Here is a 16,493-nt window from a genome sequence, read left to right on the forward strand (position 1 = left end):
CGAAGGATCGCCAACAGAATGGCTTCTTAGGCTGAGGTCCGTTTGAACCACCCCTGGTCCCTCAGCCCGGCCCACCCAATCGCGGCGGCGACAGCACGTCTTCCGCCGAAATCGTCCGCGCCTCCGAGGGCAGCATGATCGGGATGCCGTCGCGCACGGGATAAGCGAGCTTGGCGATCCGCGAGATCAACTCGCCGCGCACCGGGTCCCAGGCCAGCGGCCCCTTGGTCAGCGGGCAGGCCAGCAGCTCCAGCAATTTTGGATCGACATTGACCGACTTGCCGTCACGCCCATCCGCAGCCATTGGATCCCCCTTCAGCCATCGGCTCAGCCCTTATTGCAGGCTGGAGCCAAAGTCCTCATTCTCGCGCGCCAGCGCCATTTCGGTGATGGCGATCAGCGTCTCCGCGCGGGCTTTCAGGTCGGGCGCCTCCAGCAGCGCCTGTTTCTCGGCCGGTCCGTAGGGCGCCATCATCGACAGCGCATTGACCAGCATGGTGTTCTCGGCGCGGCTGACGCTTTCCCAATCGGCTTCGAGATCGTTGGCCTGCAGATAAGCGCGAAACGCTTTCAACAGCGCCGGCCGGTCGACCTCGCTTGCCGCCTGGTCTTCGGCAAGATCGGTGAGGAACGGCGCCAGCTTGCATTGCCGGAAAGGCGTCTTCACCGGCAATTCGCTGGTGATGCGGAAACGGCAGACGCCCTGCAGCGAAACCAGATAGCGGCCGTCGCCGCTCTCGGCCATCGAGATGATGCGCCCGGCGCAGCCGACATTGCACAGTTCCGGCTCCCCGTCGGCGCGCAACGCGCCATTGAGGCTGGGCTGGACGATGCCGATCAGCCGCGCGCCGGCGATCGCCTCATCCACCATCTGCAGGTAGCGCGGCTCGAAGATGTTGAGCGGCATGCGCCCGCCCGGCAGCAGCAGCGCGCCGGCAAGCGGAAACACCGGAATGGTTGCCGGCAGATCCTTGCCGACCCGGTAAAATGCGTTTCCGACCTGCACCTTCACTCCTCCGACCCGCTTCGGGCGCGATGTTATCGGCCTAATCTGGCGCGGCGGCCGCCGACCGCAAGGCCCGACAGCCACGCCCCGGCAATTTGGCCGGCAAACGGCTCAGGAAAACAGCAGCGACGACAATTTGCGCCGTGCCGCCAGCGTCGCCTCGTCGGTCATGCCCCAGGCCTCGAACAGTTTCAGCAGCTGCGCCCTGGCGCCGTCCTCGTTCCACGTCCGGTCGGCTTTTATAATCGCCAGAAGATTGTCGGCCGCCGCATGGCGCTCGCCCCTGGCGTTCTGGATCATGGCGAGGTCGAAACGCGCCTGGTGGTCGCCGGGATTGGCGGCCAGTCGCTGCTCGAATTCAGCTGGATTGCCAAGTGCTGCCGCTTCCGCAGCCAGCGTCATCTTGGCACGCAGCGCGGCAAGTGCCGGCGCATTTTTCTTGGCCTCCGGCGCCGTTGCCAGCAGCGCCTCGGCGCCGTCGCTGTCGCCGGCCTCGAACAGAAGCTCGCCCAGCCCGGCAATCGCCTCGATCGTCTCCGGCGCTTGCGCCAGGATGGCGTCGTAAATGTCGGCTGCGGTCTGCGCATCGCCCGCCGCATGCGCTTCCGCCGCCGCGGCCAGTGCTTCGGCCACCGGCGGCGCGCCATTGCCCTTGCCGCCGACCTTGGTGATGAACTCGGCGATCTGGCTCTCGGGGATGGCGCCCATGAAGCCGTCGACAGGCTGGCCGTCCTTGAAGGCGATGACCGCCGGGATCGACTGGATGCCGAGCTGGCCGGCGATCGAGGGATGATCGTCAATGTTCATTTTGACCAGCTTGACCTTGCCGCCGGCGGCCTTGACCGCCTTTTCCAGAAGCGGCGTGAGCTGCTTGCAGGGCCCGCACCACGGCGCCCAGAAATCGACCAGTACCGGCTGTTTGCGCGATTCCTGGATGACGTCGGCGGCGAAAGTGGCGGTCGTGGTGTCCTTGATCAGCTCGCCAGCGGCAGGTGCTGCGCCGGGTGTCGGGCCAAGTGCCGACTTGGCCGGCTCGGCGCCGCCATATTGCACGGACGTGGTGTACTGGCCAGAATTGCCGCCGAACTGGCCGCCAAACGGATTGTTGTTGTCGCTCATGTCGTCGCCCTTCCGATCGCGCCCAGCGGAGCAGCGCGACGTCCTTAACTAGAGGTCAGTTTTCGCCATCCATGTGGCGATCAAGCCGAGACTTTCAAGATAGCAGCATCATGTCCGGTTGCCTCGACGAATCTGATGAGGTCGGCGGACGCGATCGACGTCGTCGCCTCATTGGTCAGCGGATGCGCGTTGACTGTCGCATGTGCTATCAAATCTTGGTCGAGCACCACTTTGACCCGTCTTTCGGTGTCGTTGATCAGCCCGAACACGGTGACCGCGCCCGGAATGACACCGAGCAGCTCCATCAGCATCTCCGGCTTGCCGAACGACACCCGGCCGGCGGCGCCGATCATCGTGTGGATCTGCTTCAGGTCGACGACCGCCTCCTCGCCGACGCTGACCAGGAAGAAATTGTCCTTCTTGTCCTTGAGAAACAGATTTTTCGTGTGCCCGCCCGGTATCTCGCCGCGCAGCGACTGCGAATCGGCCACCGTATAGAGCGGCGGATGGCGCACGGTCGACACTGATATGCCGAGATCGGCAAGAAAGGCGAAAAGCTCGGCTTCGGTCTTCGGCATTGGTGGTCTTCCCCTGTATCGGCGCGCGGCAAAGCCGTTTACGGCCAATGATGCCGCCGAGACAAGACCGTCATGCGGGAAGTCGATGAACCACCCGCGTGGCCGACAAGGTTCCGCCAAGCGATTTGGCGCGACCAAAAAGCCCGTCATTTCCCTGTTGCAATCGCCGCGCTCTTCAGCCATATAGGCCCGGCTTGCGGCCAAAGGGCCGTGTGAGCGGGTGTAGCTCAGGGGTAGAGCACAACCTTGCCAAGGTTGGGGTCGAGCGTTCGAATCGCTTCACCCGCTCCAGTTTCCTCTAGGGGGAATCAAGCGATGAAGAGGCGCCTTTCGGGGCGCCTTTTGCTTTTTCCAGACCGGCGATGTAAGCGCGTTGCGGAACACTTGTTCTCCCTCAGAACCAGGCGCAGGTAAGACGGCGTGGCGCACAATCCCTCGGGTTCAATTTCGGCGAAAGGCGGCACCGCATCTGAAGCGCTTGCTTGGCTGGCGTTGCGGAACGCCGCGTCCGAATGCGGCTCAGGCTCGCGCTTGATCGACCCGCAGCCCCTGCGCGCACTCCCGGCGGGACGCAAGTGGGCGCATGAGATTGCCAAGGTAATCTTCGATGGCCTCATGGCAGGAAGCCTGTCGGTGCCGGCGCAATTGGCTGCCGGATGGGCGAGGTTCGGCAGCGCAACCACCGCGTTGATCATCGAACTCGGCAAGATCTGGGACAATCCCGCAGCGGCTCGCCGCGTCCAGTACCAGCTTGAGCAAATGCTTCTCGAACCCGACGATCTTGCCACGCCGCGCAGGCTGGCGCGAACGCTCGGAATTCGCGTCGACGCTCGCAATCCGACCGCGACCGAACTGCCGGAAGGCATCGATCAGATCTATGCCCATCTGATGCTGGATGGCCGGATCGAGGCTGTCGTGCAGTTCGGTGCACTCGGGACGGTGACGAGCGATCATTGGATTGAATTGATCCTGGATGTAGTGCCTGCTGAGCGGCTTGCGGGAGGATCGCCTGCACCGCAAAAGGGCGCCGGCGCGACCACGTCAAACACGCCTGCAGCCGAGGTATCGTTTGCCATGGCGGGAAGCGAGCCCGATCAGGACAGCCACTTCGGCAAACTCGCGCAATTGGCCGCACAGGCGCATGACCTGGTTCGGTCGAGCGCTGAACCGTCAGAGCCTGTTACGCCGCGCCGCGCACGGGTCGCGGACAAGCACGACAAGGATCGCACGGCGTTCTGGAACAGCTATTTCGCGACCGAGGATCCCTGGAACTACAGCTCGCTCTATGAGCAGGAAAAATATGAGCGGCAGATCGAGATCCTGCCTGCCGGTCCCATCGGCCGGGCGCTTGAGCTGGCCTGTGCGGAGGGCCATTTCACGCGGCAGCTGGCGCCGCGCGTGGGCCATCTGACCGCAACCGACATCTCCGCCATAGCCATCGAGCGAGCCCGCGCCCGATGCAACAATCAGGCGAATGTCGAGTTCGGCGTACTCGATTTCGCTGCCGACACGCTGCCGGGTGAGATGGATCTGATCTTCTGTTCGGAGGTGCTCTACTATCTGGACGATCTCGCCGAGTTGCGGCGCATCGCCAAGAAATTTGCCGAGGCGTTGGCGCCTGGCGGTAGTTTCATCAGCGCACACGCATTCGTGCTGCGTGACAATGTCGAAAAGACGGGCTTCGACTGGAACACATTCGGTGCCCAGGCGATCTCCGAGACGCTGGCAGCGACCGAAGGCCTGGTGCTCGAGCAATCGATCCAGACCGAGCTCTACCGCATAGACCGCTTCCGCCGCCTATCGCCGGGCGATGTGGCGACGGACCCGGTGATCGATCATGTGCCGATCCGCGCGCCCATCGAAATCGGCGTCGCGCGAAATATCGTATGGGGTGGGGCGCGAGCCTTGCGCCGCGACGTCGCACGTAACGAGCAGCGCCAGCATATCCCTGTCCTCATGTATCACGGCGTTGCCGATGAAGGTCCGGCCGCGCTCGCTCGCTTTCGGCTCACGCCCGCCGCATTCGCCAGCCAGATGGGATGGCTGCGCGCCAATGGCTTTCACGCCATTGGCTCCGAGCAGCTGGAAGCATCCATCGCCAACCGTCAGCCTTTCGTCGGCCGCCCGGTGCTCATCACCTTCGATGACGGCTTCCAGAACTTCGCCGACCATGCCTGGCCGATCTTGCGCGCCAACGACCTGAACGCGGAAGTGTTCCTGGTGACGGACCTGGTGGGCGAAAGTGCAAAGTGGGACACCGACATCGGTCCGCCGACGCCGCTTATGGGCGCCGGGACGGTGCGACGCCTCGCTGCCGAAGGCGCCTTCTTCGGCAGCCACATGGCGACGCATCGCGCCATAGATGGTCTGTCGAGCGCTGACCTGGCCGCCGAGCTCCTGCGCTCTCGTCTGTTCATCGAACGCTGGACCGGCCGGCCAACCAGGGCGTTCGCGGCCCCCTTCTCCGTCACCGACCGACGGCTTGGCCGGCTGGCTAGGGAGTGCGGCAATCGAGTAGGCTTCGGCCGCAGGCACGGGCCGGCGGACCTCCATAGCGATCTCATCGACCTTCCGCGCATCGAGATTCGCGGCGACCGCTCGCTCGATGACTTTGTCGCCACTGTCGAGGCCGTGCTCGGATAAACGGTGAACTTGTCAGTTCATTATTGGGCGACTTGCGACACGGCTGACATCAGCTCCTTCGGGTTTGGGGCGCCAAACATGTATCGCCCACCCTCCGGGACCTCCGTGAAGCTCCAGCGGACGATCCCCTGCCGGTCCAGCAGGAACTGACCAACCAGTTGTCCGTGTCCCGTGGCCATCATCTGCTCGTCGGCTTCGGTCAGTTCGTAGTGGTCCTTCTTGTCGAGGATTGCGGCGGCTGTCATCGGATCCATGGGACCGGGCAATTCGCCAGGTATGTCGACCCGCATGTCCTGTGCCGCTGCCATCGCGACCTTGTACGGCCAGTTCGTCTCGTTCTCGGTGAATTCGAGATTGGGCAGTCCAAAAGCACGATGTGAAGCGCGTTCCGGGTCCGACGCCGCAAGCAGGTTCGGCATTGGATGGTAGCGGAAATAGAGCCGCGCCCGTTCGATCGGCGTGTTGACCACCGTCAGGCTCTCCACGCCCTTTTCGCGCAGCTCCGGATCGAGACGCGCCTGAGCGGCGATGTGGCGCCGGCAAAACGCACAATGCAGACCTCGAAACAGGCCGACCAGCACCGGTTTTTGCCCGCGAAAGTCGTCAAGCGCAATCTTGCCTTCCTGGGTAATGGCGTCGAGTATCAGGTTCGGCGCCCGGTCGCCCGGTTGAAGCGGTATCAATCCACTAGGCGCGGACATGTCCAACCCCCTATCCCGGCTAGTCGAGAAAAGGCAGCACCACAAGCGCTTCCGGGTCGAGCCCGTGCTGGGCGCATATACCCTGCGCCAGGGAAAAGTAGCGTTCGGCCTCGGCCAGATTGTCGAGGTCGAGATTAAGCGTTGCGAGTCCATCATAGCACGGAAACAGAAGTTGGGGCTCGCCCGTTTCGCGGGCTACCTCCAGTGCTTCGTGGAACAAGCCGATCGCCAGTTCCGGATGGCCGTTGCACTGGTGGATCTGCCCAAGCACGATCAACGGCACTGGCAGGTGCTCGCGCTGGTCGAGCGCCCGGTCAATCTCGATGGCCTTCTCGGCAGCAGGCACGCCCTCCGTTGGACAGCGATCCGTGAAAGTACAACAAGCTACCGCCAGATTGGCGAGGAGGCGCGCCTGGAAACCCAAATCGCCAATACGGCGCGCCACTTCAAGACCGCGCCGACAGACCTCCATCGCCTTCGCCGGATCGATGGTCGTGTAGAGCACCCCGAGATTGGTGTAGCCGCGGCAGGCCGCGCCCAGCAGACCGGCGGCTTCGGCCAATTCAATGCTGCGCTCAACCTCACGCACGGCTTCATGGTTTCGCCCAAGGCGAGCCAGCGCAACAGCCTTGGTATTAAGTGCCTCGGCGGTCACGAGGGTGGCATCATCGGAGACATGTTCCGTTGTCAGAGAGCGTACGCAATCCAGCGCCGCGTCTGCCCATTTTGCCGCGAGAGTGTGATCTCCGCTGCGGAACGCCTGTCGGCCACGTTCTTGCCAGAGATGCGCCTGCTCGATCGGGGCATCCGCTCCATCGAGGAGCGCTGCCGCTTCAGCGTAGCGCGATTCCGCGTCGTCCCGCTTGCCCACGTCCCAAAACAGCCGACCGATCTTGCGCAAAACGCGCGCCGCCGCGACACGATCGGCTGACTCGCGATAGGCCTGCAGCACCGCCTCGTAGTGGCGGTGTGCAATCTCGCGGCGGCCTGCCGGGCCGCTCAAATCGGCAATGCGCTCTGCAATTGCCAGTTTGAGCGGTGTTTGCCCGATCGCGCCCAACGCAGTCAGTGCTCGCTCGTAGAAACGAAGGGCGTCGTCATTGGCGTATATCATGCGAGCGCGATCTCCCGCCGCCTGCAGGTAATGCGCGCCCCTCTCCCGCTCGGCGCTCTGAGCGAAATGATGACCGAGCACGGCCAGATCCTCGAACCGTTCCGGCTTGTCGCCGCACAGTTGCTCCAGGGCGGCACCTACCCGGCGGTGGATGTCGGTCCGGCGTTGCAGGAGCAGATTCTGGTAGATCACGTCCTGCAGCAATGTTTGCGTAAAGCGGTAGCTTTGCGACGAGACCGAGCCTGATCCGGCAACTTCCTCGATGATTTCCGCATCGCAAAGCAGTTCGCAGCCCGCTTCCAGTCGGCCGGGGTCGGCTGCCACGGCTTTCAGAAGCGTGGCATCGAAGCGCGGGCCGATTACCGCGGCTTCCTGGGCCAACCGGCGCACCTCTTGCGGCAGCCGGTCGACGCGAGCAAGCAACATTGCCTGGATCGTGGCGGGGATGCCGGTTGCGACTTCGCCTGCCACGGTCCGCCATTGCTGGCCCTCGCGCACCAATACACCGCGATCGATAAGGCCGCGAACGATCTCCTCCAAGAAAAGCGGGTTGCCGCCCGCGCGCTCGAGGATCTGGTCGAGAAGCCCTCCTGCGGCGTTTACCCAGCTCTCGCCGAAAAGCGCCGCCACCAGTCGGCGTCCGTCATCGCTGTCGAGCGGCGAAAGCCTGAGCGCTGTGTGGCTGACCCGACTTGAGTCGAGTTGGTCGTTGTCCGACGCCGGACGATGCGTGACCAGCAACATCAGCCGCGTGCGTTCCAGTCTGTCCATCACGAAACGCAGTGCCTCGAGCGAGACGGAGTCGGCCCAGTGCAGGTCTTCGACGACAATCAACAGCGGCGACAACGCAAGCCGCCGTTCCATGATTGTGCGGACCGCGTAGAGAATTTGCCGCCGCAGCTGCTCGGGCTCGACATGCTGCAAGGTGGCATCGGGGTCGCCGAGGCCAAGCACATGGTAGAGCAAAGGCATCAGCCGCTTCGCCTCCTCGCCCTGCAGGCCGAGATCGGCAAGCAAGGCTGCGAGCTTGCCCCGCATTTCGTCCACATTGTCGTTTTGCATCATCCCGGCAGCGCTGCGCACCACTGCACCCAGGGCGCCAAATGATTGTTCACCCAGCGGTGAGCACGTGGCCTGCCGCACGGCGACGTTGCGAAAACGATCCTCGTCGCCGACGCTGGCGACGAACTCCTTCACCAACCGCGACTTCCCGATACCGGCTTCGCCGACGAGGCGGACAAGCTGGGCCGAGCCGCCGCACGCCAAGTCAAGGCTCGCCAGCATTCTGTTGAGCTCCGCATCACGACCTATTATGGGCGCACTGAGGCCGAGCGCCTCGAGCCCGCGCGCTGCACGCGGCGCCGCAAGCGGTGCATCCAGTCGGTGGACGAGCACACTGCCAGCCTTGCCGCGAAAGACGACATCGCCCAGCGACTCGTACGAGAAGGCATGCCGGGTCAGCCTGTGCGTGAGTTCGCCCACCAGCACCTCACCCGGTGCAGCCAGCGATTGCAGGCGTTGCGCCGTATTCACCGTGTCGCCGGTCACCGAATAGGATTTGGCGGTGCCGATGCCCAATCCGCCAGTAACGACCGGACCCGTGTTTATGCCTATGTGGAGCAGCAGCGGCGAGCCGGAGTGGCGGGTGCTTTCACCGAGCCGCGCCGTCCGGGCGATCATGTCGAGAGCGGCTCGAAGCGCACGTTCCGGATCGTCCTCATGCGCGACCGGCGCACCGAACAAGGCGAGCAGAGCGTCGCCGATGAATTTGTCGACGAAACCACCAAAGCCTTGCACGGCCGCCGTCAATTCCTTGAACAGTTCGTTCTGCGCCGCCTGCATGACCTCGGGGTCGAGCTGCTCGCTGAGTGTCGTGAAGCCGCAGAGATCGGCGAACAGCACCGTTACCGTTCGTCGATCGGCGTCGGAGACGGAATGCGGCCCCTCTTCGCTTTCGATGTTCGGCGACGGAGCTCGAGAGGGCTGCGCAATGGTGCGGCTTGGTCTCGGAGCAGGCCGTTCGGCAGCTTTTGCGGACGCACCGACGCTTGCCCCACATTTAGGACAGAACTCGAAATCAGGTGCGCAGGCGTAGCCGCAACTGGCGCATGGCACGGGCTGGCGGCGGCCACACTTCGGACAGAAGGCGTAACCGCCCTCGATCTCGAAACCGCAGCCCGAGCAGTTCATGGACACCTCACCAGAGCATGATGCCGAAGAGTGTGAAGCGGTTTTCGGACGACATCATGCTCTATCTCTTTGACCTTGGGCCATGACGCGTGATCTCGCCACGCTCGTCACGGCCGGGGTATTCACAAGGATGAACCGATAGTCGTCAACCGGCAAGCGGCAGCGCAAATGAGCATCGGTCTGGGTTCGGCGGTGGAGCACTGCCGATACGGGCGGCCGCGTGGCCGTGATTTCGCGAAAATTCCCTCGTCCCGCCGTCTTCCTGCTATGATGGAGATGAGGAGGCGACCCATGAGCGAGAACCGTAAGCTGGCCGCAATCCTGGCTGCAGATGTGGTCGGATACAGCCGGCTCGCGAGCGCGGACGAAGATCGTACCTTGGCGCGGTTGCGGGCACTGCGCAGCGACCTGATCGATCCGATCATTGCAGTGCACCACGGGCGGGTTATCAAGCGTACCGGAGATGGGGCACTGGTTGAGTTTCGCAGTGTGGTCGATGCCGTGCGCTGCGCCGTTGAGATTCAAAACGGTATGGTTGAGCGCAATGCCGGCGTACCGCAGGAGCGCCGCATCGAGTTCAGGATCGGCATCCATCTGGGCGATGTGGTCGAAGAGAGCGATGGCGATCTGATGGGTGACGGCGTCAACATCGCCTCGCGTCTGGAGGGCGTTGCGGCGCCCGGCGCCATCTGCCTGTCCGAGGATGCCTATCGCCAGGTCAAGGCCAGGCTTGACCTCTCGGTCAGCGATCTCGGCAGCACACAGCTCAAGAACATCGCCGAGCCGATCCGGGTCTATTCGCTGCAAGTCGGCGCCGGGGCCAAGGCGGCCGCGACCTCGCAAACCGCGACGAGCCCTCCGGCTGCGGCAGCGCCGCCGAAACTGTCGATCGCCGTGCTGCCGTTCGCCAATATGAGCGGTGATGCCGAACAGGACTACTTCGCCGACGGCATCTCCGAAGACATCATCACGGCGCTGTCCAAACTGTCACAGCTCTTCGTCATCGCTCGCAATTCGTCCTTCATCTTCAAGGGCCAGAACGTCCATGTGCAGGATGTCGGCACGAAGCTCGGCGTGCGCTATGTCCTTGAAGGCAGCGTACGCAAGTCGGGGAACAAGGTACGCATCACCGCGCAGCTCATCGATGCAATTTCAGGCGGCCATCTTTGGGCGGAGCGGTTCGATCGCGATCTGACCGACATATTCGCCGTGCAGGATGACGTGACGCAGCACATCGTCGGTGCGCTGGCGCTCAATCTGACCGAGGATGACCGTCTGCGGCTGGCACCCGAACACCAGCGCAACCCGGAGGCGTATGACTGTTTCCTGCGGGGCCGAGAGCTGTGGCACCGGCTGACGAAGGACACGAACGTCGCGGCCCGCGAGCTCTTGCAGCGGGCCATCGAACTGGACCCGAAATTTGCCTCTGCCCACGCTTTCCTAGCCCTCACGTACGGGCTCGATTACCTCAACAGGTGGGGTGCGTCGGACTCGATGGCGCAATCGGAAGAGGCAGCAACGCGAGCGGTAACGCTGGATGACAGCGATCCCTGGGCGCACTGGGCGCTGGCATCGGCCAAGCTTTACACACGGCGGCACGATGAAGCCATCGGCGAGGTCGAGCGCGCGATAGCTCTCAATCCGAACTTCGCCGAAGCGCACGTCGCCCGCGGCGAGGCGCTGTATTATTCGGGTAGATCCGCGGAGGCGCTAGAGAGTTTCGCCCGGGGAAAGACCTTGAATCCATACTTCCCGGATGTGCTTCTGCACTTCCAGGCTTTGGCATCGTTTCAACTGGGAAGGTACGAAGAGGCCGTCGACCTCTTGCTGCAACGGCTGGCTCGCAACGCTGTCACCGACGTCTCGCGTGCGCTTCTGGCCGCATGCTACGGCCATCTGGGCCGTTTGGAGGAGGCCCATGCGGCATGGCAGGACCTGCTTCGCGTTAATCCCGCCTATTCGCTGGAACATCGTCGCAAGGTCTTGCCTTACAAGAACCCTGCCGATTTCGAACTGATGGTCGAGGGGCTCCGCAAGGCCGGCTTGGTGCAATGACGGGCTAAAGCCCGGCCGGATCAGAGGCCTGAGGCCCGGCCGATCTTGCACCATCGGGCGTTTTCGCGAACCGGTTTCAGGTCGTCGGTCGTCTCGGCAAATGTCCGCAACCGGTATTGCCGCAGCAGGTCCGGGAAGAGCGCCCCTTCCGGCAGGCCGGCAAGCTGCTCGCGGACCGAGATCTTTTCATCGATGACCCGCATGCCCCAGGCATTTTCCCGAACCTGCAGCTCGGCGGCCAGATCGCGCTCTTCTGGCGCGTTTTCATCCAGCGCAGCCAGCAGGATCGAGTGGAAAAGCGCGACATAGCCAATCTGTCTCAGGCCGCCCACAACCCGCACGCGCGGCAATATGGCAAGGGCAAGGAACATCAGGAACAAGTCCGGCAAAAGCAGGCCGTCCAGCAGTGCCTGCTGGAGATGCGGCCGCTCGAACGGGATGGAAAGACCATGCGGCCTGTCAGGCTCGATCAGCCGCCCCTTCTCGAGGACGAGCTTGCGCACGCGCTGCTCGCGGATGCCCCAGAAATAGTCCGTGGCATTGGGCAGGAACCTGCCAAATGGGCCAGATGCGGCTTCTTGCAAGGCATGGTCGAGACGCCGGCGCCTTGCGGGCTCGAGGAGCAGCCTGGAAAGAAGGCTGCCTTCATCTTCCAGATGCCGCGACACGACAGTCGCGGCCAGCCTATCATCGATGAAAACCGGCCGAGCCATGCCGGAACGATCCCAATCGGCGACCAGATCCTCGTTGAGTTCTGTCAGCGCATCGGCGGCGGTTGCAAACACCTTGTCCTGGCTGGCAAGCAGCGTGCCCAGCCAGCTTCTGGCATCCGTCTCATTGCCCACCGTTTCGAGCGCGCGCCCGTTGAGGGCGACGGGACCGGCCGCGCAGGCGCTTTTGCGGCACAGTTTGTGGCGCCCCATGCCAAACAAATTGACCTTGTCGTCGCCGACATCGAGCCATCCCGGCCCCTCCCGGCCGGTTGTCTCCATGGTCATGGTCGTTCCCATGAAGCCGAAAAAAGCCGACAGCCTGTTTTCGACCGCGCCGAGCCAGGCAAGCAGCAGGGCATCGAAGGTGATGCGATCCATCAGAAGCAGGCAGTGCAGGCCGGACTGGATAACCGGTCTGTGGTCGAATTCGTCGAGGGCCTTGCCGATCGCTTCAGGCTGCATGATCGCACCAAGGCGCTGCTGCAGGACGTCGCGCAGGATCGAGCGGGCAGCAATCGACGGGGCCGATCCAGGCCTTGCCACCGGCCGCCACAGATGGCGGGCATAATCGGAAACCGGTGCATTCCAGTTCTGCTCGATGTCACGCACGACCTCGGGGCAGAGCAGCGACAGCACGGCCAAAATGTCCACCGGAGGGGCAAGGGCAGGGACGGTGGTCATCAGAACCGCAGCCGGGCCATGCTCAGGAGGTCGTGGTACTGCCCGTCGGTAAAACCGGCCTTCACATGCCGGCCTTCGACCTCGAAGCCATGGCTTGTGTAGAGACGGATGGCCGGTTCGTTGTCGGCATAGACAGTCAACTCGACCCGCTTAAGGGCGCGCCAATTGTCGGCCACGTCAAGCAGCGCGCCTAGGATGGCAGAGCCGATGCCTCTGCCGACAAAACCATCGTCAAGGCCGATATTGATCTCGCCGATATGCGAGCGGCGCGGCGAACCCTGCGCGACCAGGCTGCCATGGCCGACAACCTTGCCGTGCAGCTCGGCAACGATCCAGGTGGTTTCCGGGCCGGACTTGGCGATGCGCCGCTCCACCTGCTCCACCATCTCGAATGGCATCCTGAGTGTGCCCCAGCGGAAGCCCGGCATATTGAAGATAGCGCAAAGCGCCTCGGCATCGCTTGGCCGGACGGCCCGGAGCTGCGGCTGGATTTTCTCTAGGGGTGGCGTGCTGGTCATGGCTTTTCCGGCTACAGCAATTCCAGGAAAAGTGTGAGCGGTTTTCCGTCCGGAATTGCGTCAGAACAAAGGACAGAGGCAATATGCCCGGCACGATGCACCGGACGTCACCTGAAAATCCAGCCGTCTCTGCGACCTATGCCGATTGCGCGGCAAAATGCCGGTGGGCGGCGCAGAGTTTGAGGATACCGCTGATGCCGATCCAGCCGAAAAGGGCGAGCCAGCACAATGTCCCGGCCGCCGTCCAGTCGATCCGGTGCACGGCGGCGTCGGTGATGAAGAGGCCAAGAACAGCAAGCAGGCCAACCAGAAACTGCGCCAGGCCGAGCACCAGCAGTTCCTCGCGCGGCGCACTTCTCCAGACGAGATAGGTGCCGCCGGCACCCGCCAGGAAGATGGCGCTGTAGACCTGGGCGTGGAAGGCATCGATCGGCCACGGCCAGAAGCCACCGAATGTCAGGGGAAACAGCAACAGGCCGACGCCGTAGAGCCCGAGGATCGCCATCTCCACCGGTAGGTAGGCGCGCCATGCGGGGTTTAAGATCACGCCTTTTGCAGAAGGGCGGGCCCTTGCCCGCCACAGGAACAGCGCGGATACAGCGGCCGACGCAAGATAGACCAGAAACCATAGCCAGGGGGCTTTGCGCTCGAAGTTGAAATAGCCAAGGTTGATGAACGAAGCCGCCGACACGATGACGGTGAAGATGAAGGCCATGACCAGCACAAGCCTGCCGGGCGACCAGCGATTCCAGACCAGCAGCACCGCCATCACTGCCATTTCGGCGGTGTAGAAGCCGCCGAGGAAGCGGGCATTGAACGGCGTGACGGCCCAGGGCCAGCGCGGCTTGACCAGCGCAGGCGCGAAAAACAGGCCGGCCCCAACGATCAGGACGATGATGACCCCCGCCGAGAAAAGGCGAAGGGCCGCCGGAAATGGCGGGTTGTCGCGTGTCGGCATGGAGAAAACCCCAGAGATGAATGCCCCATGGGCTATCATAGTTTGGAATTCAACAAATGGAAATTGACCTGTCACCAGGCTTGTCCATTCGAATGGCCGTACGGTCCGTTTCGCAGTATGATGGAGCGTTCGGGTCGAAGATCGGTCCGGCCAACACGCCTAGAGCCGGATGATTTCAGGTCTGTCCGACCTGAAATCATCCGGCTCTAAATCAGGAAATAGAGCATGATGTCGTCCGAAAACCGCTTCACACTTTTCGGCATCATGCTCTAGCGGCGCAATTTCCGGAGCCTGCACGATGACCGAAGCTCAGGATCTGTTCTCGCTTCTGCGGCAATCGACCGATGTCGATCCGCAGGCAATCGACGCAATCCGGCAAACCATCGCCGAGGGCAAGGACCGCGAACTTTGCCGCATCAATGCGCTCGCCTTCGCCAGCAAGCATGGCCTCGACGAGGAACGCACCATAAGCGCCTTTCTCCATGCGGCGCGGGTGGGCATCTTCGACATTTCCTGGAATGTTCTGTGCCCCGGCTGTGGCGGCGTGCTCGACACCAACGCCACGCTGAAAACCATGCAGAAGGACGAATACACCTGCGCGCTGTGCTCCCAGGGCTATTCGCCGACCCTCGACGAGATGGTCGAGGTGACATTCACCGTCAGTCCCCGCGTGCGCAGGATTGCCGCCCACAATCCACACGAACTGCCGTTGGTGGAATATTACCGCCAGATCTACTGGGCGTCCGGGGCCGATCTGCCGGACGAGGATCTGGCGGAAAAGATGGAAGCGTTCTCGCTGGAAGATATCGAGCTTGCGCCCGGTGAAAAGGCGGTTCTGCACATCCAGCTTCCGCCCCAATTCATCATCGTCTTCGAGCCGGTCACGCATTCGGCCCAGTTCATCGACGCGAAGGGCGAACCGGCAAAAGAGCGGCGAAACCTCTCTCTGGCCTTCGACCGCGACCATGTCCAGAGCCAGACGCTGGAGATGCAACCCGGCCCATTGCGCATTTCGCTGGAAAACAGGACCGACACGCGCGTGCTGCCGACGGTCTTCATCGCCTGCCCGGTATTGCATGATTTCCTGGGCAAGCGCCGGCCCTTCGTGACCGCCAAGCGCCTGCTCACCAACCAGACGTTCCGGGATCTCTATCGCACGGATACGCTCGACATCAACCAGCGCCTGAAGATCACCAGCCTGACCTTCCTGTTCACCGATCTGCGCGGATCGACCGAGCTTTACGAGCGGGTGGGCGATCTTTCAGCCTTCGATCTCGTGCGCGAGCATTTCCAGGTTCTGCACGAGATCGTCGCGGCGGAGGCAGGCGCGGTTGTGAAGACGATCGGCGATGCGGTGATGGCGACCTTCGCGACGCCTGACCGTGCGATTGCCGCGGCGCTGCGGATGCGCGACGCCATGCGGGCGCTCAATGACAAAAGCGGGCGCGAGGACCTTCTGCTCAAGATCGGTGTTCATGCCGGCCCCTGCATAGCCGTGTCCATGAACGAGCGGCAGGATTATTTCGGCCAGACGGTCAACATTGCTTCGCGGGTCCAGAACCTCGCCAACGCACAGGCGATCTTCGCCACGCGTGCGGTGGTCGACGATAATCTCACCGCCGATCTGTTGCACAGGAACGCGCTGACGCCCGTGCCGCACGAGGTCTCGCTGCGCGGCATCGAGCGGGAGATTGCGGTTTATACGATCCCCTGAAGAGTTCTCTACCGCTCACACGCGCTTGCAGAGGAAATAACGGTCGGCGGGCTCCGAAGTGGGCGCCGGGAGGTGTTGCAGCAGCGGGTGATCGAGCGGCGTGCCACTGACCGCGAAGCCGCCGACGCGAAGCAGGCTCGCAATCAGATCGGGAAGCCAGGTAGCGGTCACTGCATCGCGATCGTCATAGCCGGTGCCAATGTCGGCATGAACAAGGGCGGCTTCGATGCCAATGAACTTGCGGCCCGTCTCGCGTATTTCGCCGAGCACGAGGTTTTCAGCTTCGGGAATTGAGCTAGTGTGCGCGCCAACTTCGCGGTCGAACACCACGATCCGGCGCCCGGGCAGAAGCTCGCGCAGATGGTGGAATGTCCGGCCATTGCCGAGGCCGAGCTCAAGCACAAGCCCCTCCATCTTCGCCACCTCGGGGCAGATTCGATTGAGAATGTCGCGCTGCGCGGTCATCCTGCTGATGAAATTATCGAGGCGACTCATATGCGATT

The 16,493-nt window shown here is 63.0% G+C and carries 13 protein-coding genes and 1 tRNA gene; 4 read left to right on the forward strand and 10 right to left on the reverse strand.

All coding sequences use genetic code 11. The annotated features are described in order from the left end of the window. Window positions 1–61: 61 nt before the first annotated feature. From X733_RS155340 to X733_RS155325, 4 genes are all read right to left on the reverse strand, one after another. The gene (locus X733_RS155340; RefSeq protein WP_023687636.1) at window positions 62–304 is read right to left on the reverse strand and encodes a Trm112 family protein; all 243 of its coding nucleotides are present in this window, start codon (window positions 302–304) and stop codon (window positions 62–64) included. A 30-nt stretch (window positions 305–334) separates the two neighbouring features. Beyond that, window positions 335–1,006 carry an LON peptidase substrate-binding domain-containing protein gene (locus X733_RS155335; protein ID WP_023685086.1) on the reverse strand — a complete coding sequence of 224 codons (672 nt, stop codon included), beginning with the start codon at window positions 1,004–1,006 and terminating at the stop codon, window positions 335–337. Between the two features lie 111 nt (window positions 1,007–1,117). Then, window positions 1,118–2,125, reverse strand: coding sequence for a thioredoxin (trxA, locus tag X733_RS155330; protein ID WP_023736734.1), 1,008 nt, complete (start codon window positions 2,123–2,125; stop codon window positions 1,118–1,120). A gap of 80 nt (window positions 2,126–2,205) precedes the next feature. Continuing rightward, the gene (locus X733_RS155325) at window positions 2,206–2,703 is read right to left on the reverse strand and encodes a prolyl-tRNA synthetase associated domain-containing protein (protein ID WP_023672125.1); all 498 of its coding nucleotides are present in this window, start codon (window positions 2,701–2,703) and stop codon (window positions 2,206–2,208) included. A 216-nt stretch (window positions 2,704–2,919) separates the two neighbouring features. Between X733_RS155325 and X733_RS155320 the strand changes: the two genes are divergently transcribed. Together X733_RS155320 and X733_RS1000000167090 are read left to right on the forward strand one after the other, a co-directional pair. Then, a tRNA-Gly gene (locus X733_RS155320) sits at window positions 2,920–2,994 on the forward strand. Between the two features lie 129 nt (window positions 2,995–3,123). Next, on the forward strand, window positions 3,124–5,346 hold the full coding sequence (locus X733_RS1000000167090; RefSeq protein ID WP_023818361.1) for an SAM-dependent methyltransferase: 2,223 nt from the start codon (window positions 3,124–3,126) through the stop codon (window positions 5,344–5,346). Between the two features lie 20 nt (window positions 5,347–5,366). Here the strand turns inward: X733_RS1000000167090 and X733_RS155315 are convergent, their stop codons facing one another. Together X733_RS155315 and X733_RS155310 are read right to left on the reverse strand one after the other, a co-directional pair. Continuing rightward, a complete protein-coding gene (locus X733_RS155315) occupies window positions 5,367–6,047 on the reverse strand; it encodes a redoxin domain-containing protein (protein ID WP_023672127.1) in 681 nt (226 codons plus the stop codon). Between the two features lie 19 nt (window positions 6,048–6,066). Then, window positions 6,067–9,351 carry an adenylate/guanylate cyclase domain-containing protein gene (locus tag X733_RS155310; RefSeq protein ID WP_023818362.1) on the reverse strand — a complete coding sequence of 1,095 codons (3,285 nt, stop codon included), beginning with the start codon at window positions 9,349–9,351 and terminating at the stop codon, window positions 6,067–6,069. A 291-nt stretch (window positions 9,352–9,642) separates the two neighbouring features. Between X733_RS155310 and X733_RS155305 the strand changes: the two genes are divergently transcribed. Continuing rightward, entirely contained in the window at window positions 9,643–11,406 is a 1,764-nt protein-coding gene (locus tag X733_RS155305) for an adenylate/guanylate cyclase domain-containing protein (protein WP_023745924.1), read from the forward strand. Between the two features lie 20 nt (window positions 11,407–11,426). On the opposite strand, the gene X733_RS155300 is transcribed toward X733_RS155305, so the two are convergent. From X733_RS155300 to X733_RS155290, 3 genes are all read right to left on the reverse strand, one after another. Beyond that, window positions 11,427–12,800 carry a hypothetical protein gene (locus X733_RS155300; protein WP_031193181.1) on the reverse strand — a complete coding sequence of 458 codons (1,374 nt, stop codon included), beginning with the start codon at window positions 12,798–12,800 and terminating at the stop codon, window positions 11,427–11,429. Beyond that, window positions 12,800–13,318, reverse strand: a complete 519-nt coding sequence (locus tag X733_RS155295; RefSeq protein ID WP_023818363.1) for a GNAT family N-acetyltransferase — start codon at window positions 13,316–13,318, stop codon at window positions 12,800–12,802. The genes X733_RS155300 and X733_RS155295 overlap by 1 nt, the downstream gene beginning before the upstream one ends. A 136-nt stretch (window positions 13,319–13,454) precedes the next feature. Continuing rightward, complete coding sequence (locus X733_RS155290) at window positions 13,455–14,276, reverse strand: hypothetical protein (RefSeq protein ID WP_023745922.1); 822 nt, start codon at window positions 14,274–14,276, stop codon at window positions 13,455–13,457. A 298-nt stretch (window positions 14,277–14,574) separates the two neighbouring features. Between X733_RS155290 and X733_RS155285 the strand changes: the two genes are divergently transcribed. Continuing rightward, window positions 14,575–15,990 (forward strand): adenylate/guanylate cyclase domain-containing protein, encoded by a 1,416-nt coding sequence (locus X733_RS155285; protein WP_023685078.1) that lies wholly within the window; start codon window positions 14,575–14,577, stop codon window positions 15,988–15,990. Between the two features lie 15 nt (window positions 15,991–16,005). Here X733_RS155285 and X733_RS155280 read toward each other — a convergent pair whose 3' ends face one another. After that, window positions 16,006–16,485, reverse strand: coding sequence for a class I SAM-dependent methyltransferase (locus tag X733_RS155280; RefSeq protein WP_023672134.1), 480 nt, complete (start codon window positions 16,483–16,485; stop codon window positions 16,006–16,008). Window positions 16,486–16,493 lie beyond the last annotated feature (8 nt).

It is taken from the genome of Mesorhizobium sp. L2C066B000 (assembly GCF_000502335.1).
Lineage (GTDB): Bacteria > Pseudomonadota > Alphaproteobacteria > Rhizobiales > Rhizobiaceae > Mesorhizobium.

Bases quoted from the DNA above. Each gene is read 5' to 3' on its own strand.
- X733_RS155340 (WP_023687636.1), bottom strand. From the start codon at position 304: ATGGCTGCGGATGGGCGTGACGGCAAGTCGGTCAATGTCGATCCAAAA.
- trxA (WP_023736734.1), bottom strand. From the start codon at position 2,125: ATGAGCGACAACAACAATCCGTTTGGCGGCCAGTTCGGCGGCAATTCT.
- X733_RS155300 (WP_031193181.1), bottom strand. From the start codon at position 12,800: ATGACCACCGTCCCTGCCCTTGCCCCTCCGGTGGACATTTTGGCCGTG.
- X733_RS155280 (WP_023672134.1), bottom strand. From the start codon at position 16,485: ATGAGTCGCCTCGATAATTTCATCAGCAGGATGACCGCGCAGCGCGAC.
- X733_RS155295 (WP_023818363.1), bottom strand. From the start codon at position 13,318: ATGACCAGCACGCCACCCCTAGAGAAAATCCAGCCGCAGCTCCGGGCC.
- X733_RS155285 (WP_023685078.1), top strand. From the start codon at position 14,575: ATGACCGAAGCTCAGGATCTGTTCTCGCTTCTGCGGCAATCGACCGAT.
- X733_RS155305 (WP_023745924.1), top strand. From the start codon at position 9,643: ATGAGCGAGAACCGTAAGCTGGCCGCAATCCTGGCTGCAGATGTGGTC.
- X733_RS155310 (WP_023818362.1), bottom strand. From the start codon at position 9,351: ATGAACTGCTCGGGCTGCGGTTTCGAGATCGAGGGCGGTTACGCCTTC.
- X733_RS155325 (WP_023672125.1), bottom strand. From the start codon at position 2,703: ATGCCGAAGACCGAAGCCGAGCTTTTCGCCTTTCTTGCCGATCTCGGC.
- X733_RS155290 (WP_023745922.1), bottom strand. From the start codon at position 14,276: ATGCCGACACGCGACAACCCGCCATTTCCGGCGGCCCTTCGCCTTTTC.
- X733_RS155315 (WP_023672127.1), bottom strand. From the start codon at position 6,047: ATGTCCGCGCCTAGTGGATTGATACCGCTTCAACCGGGCGACCGGGCG.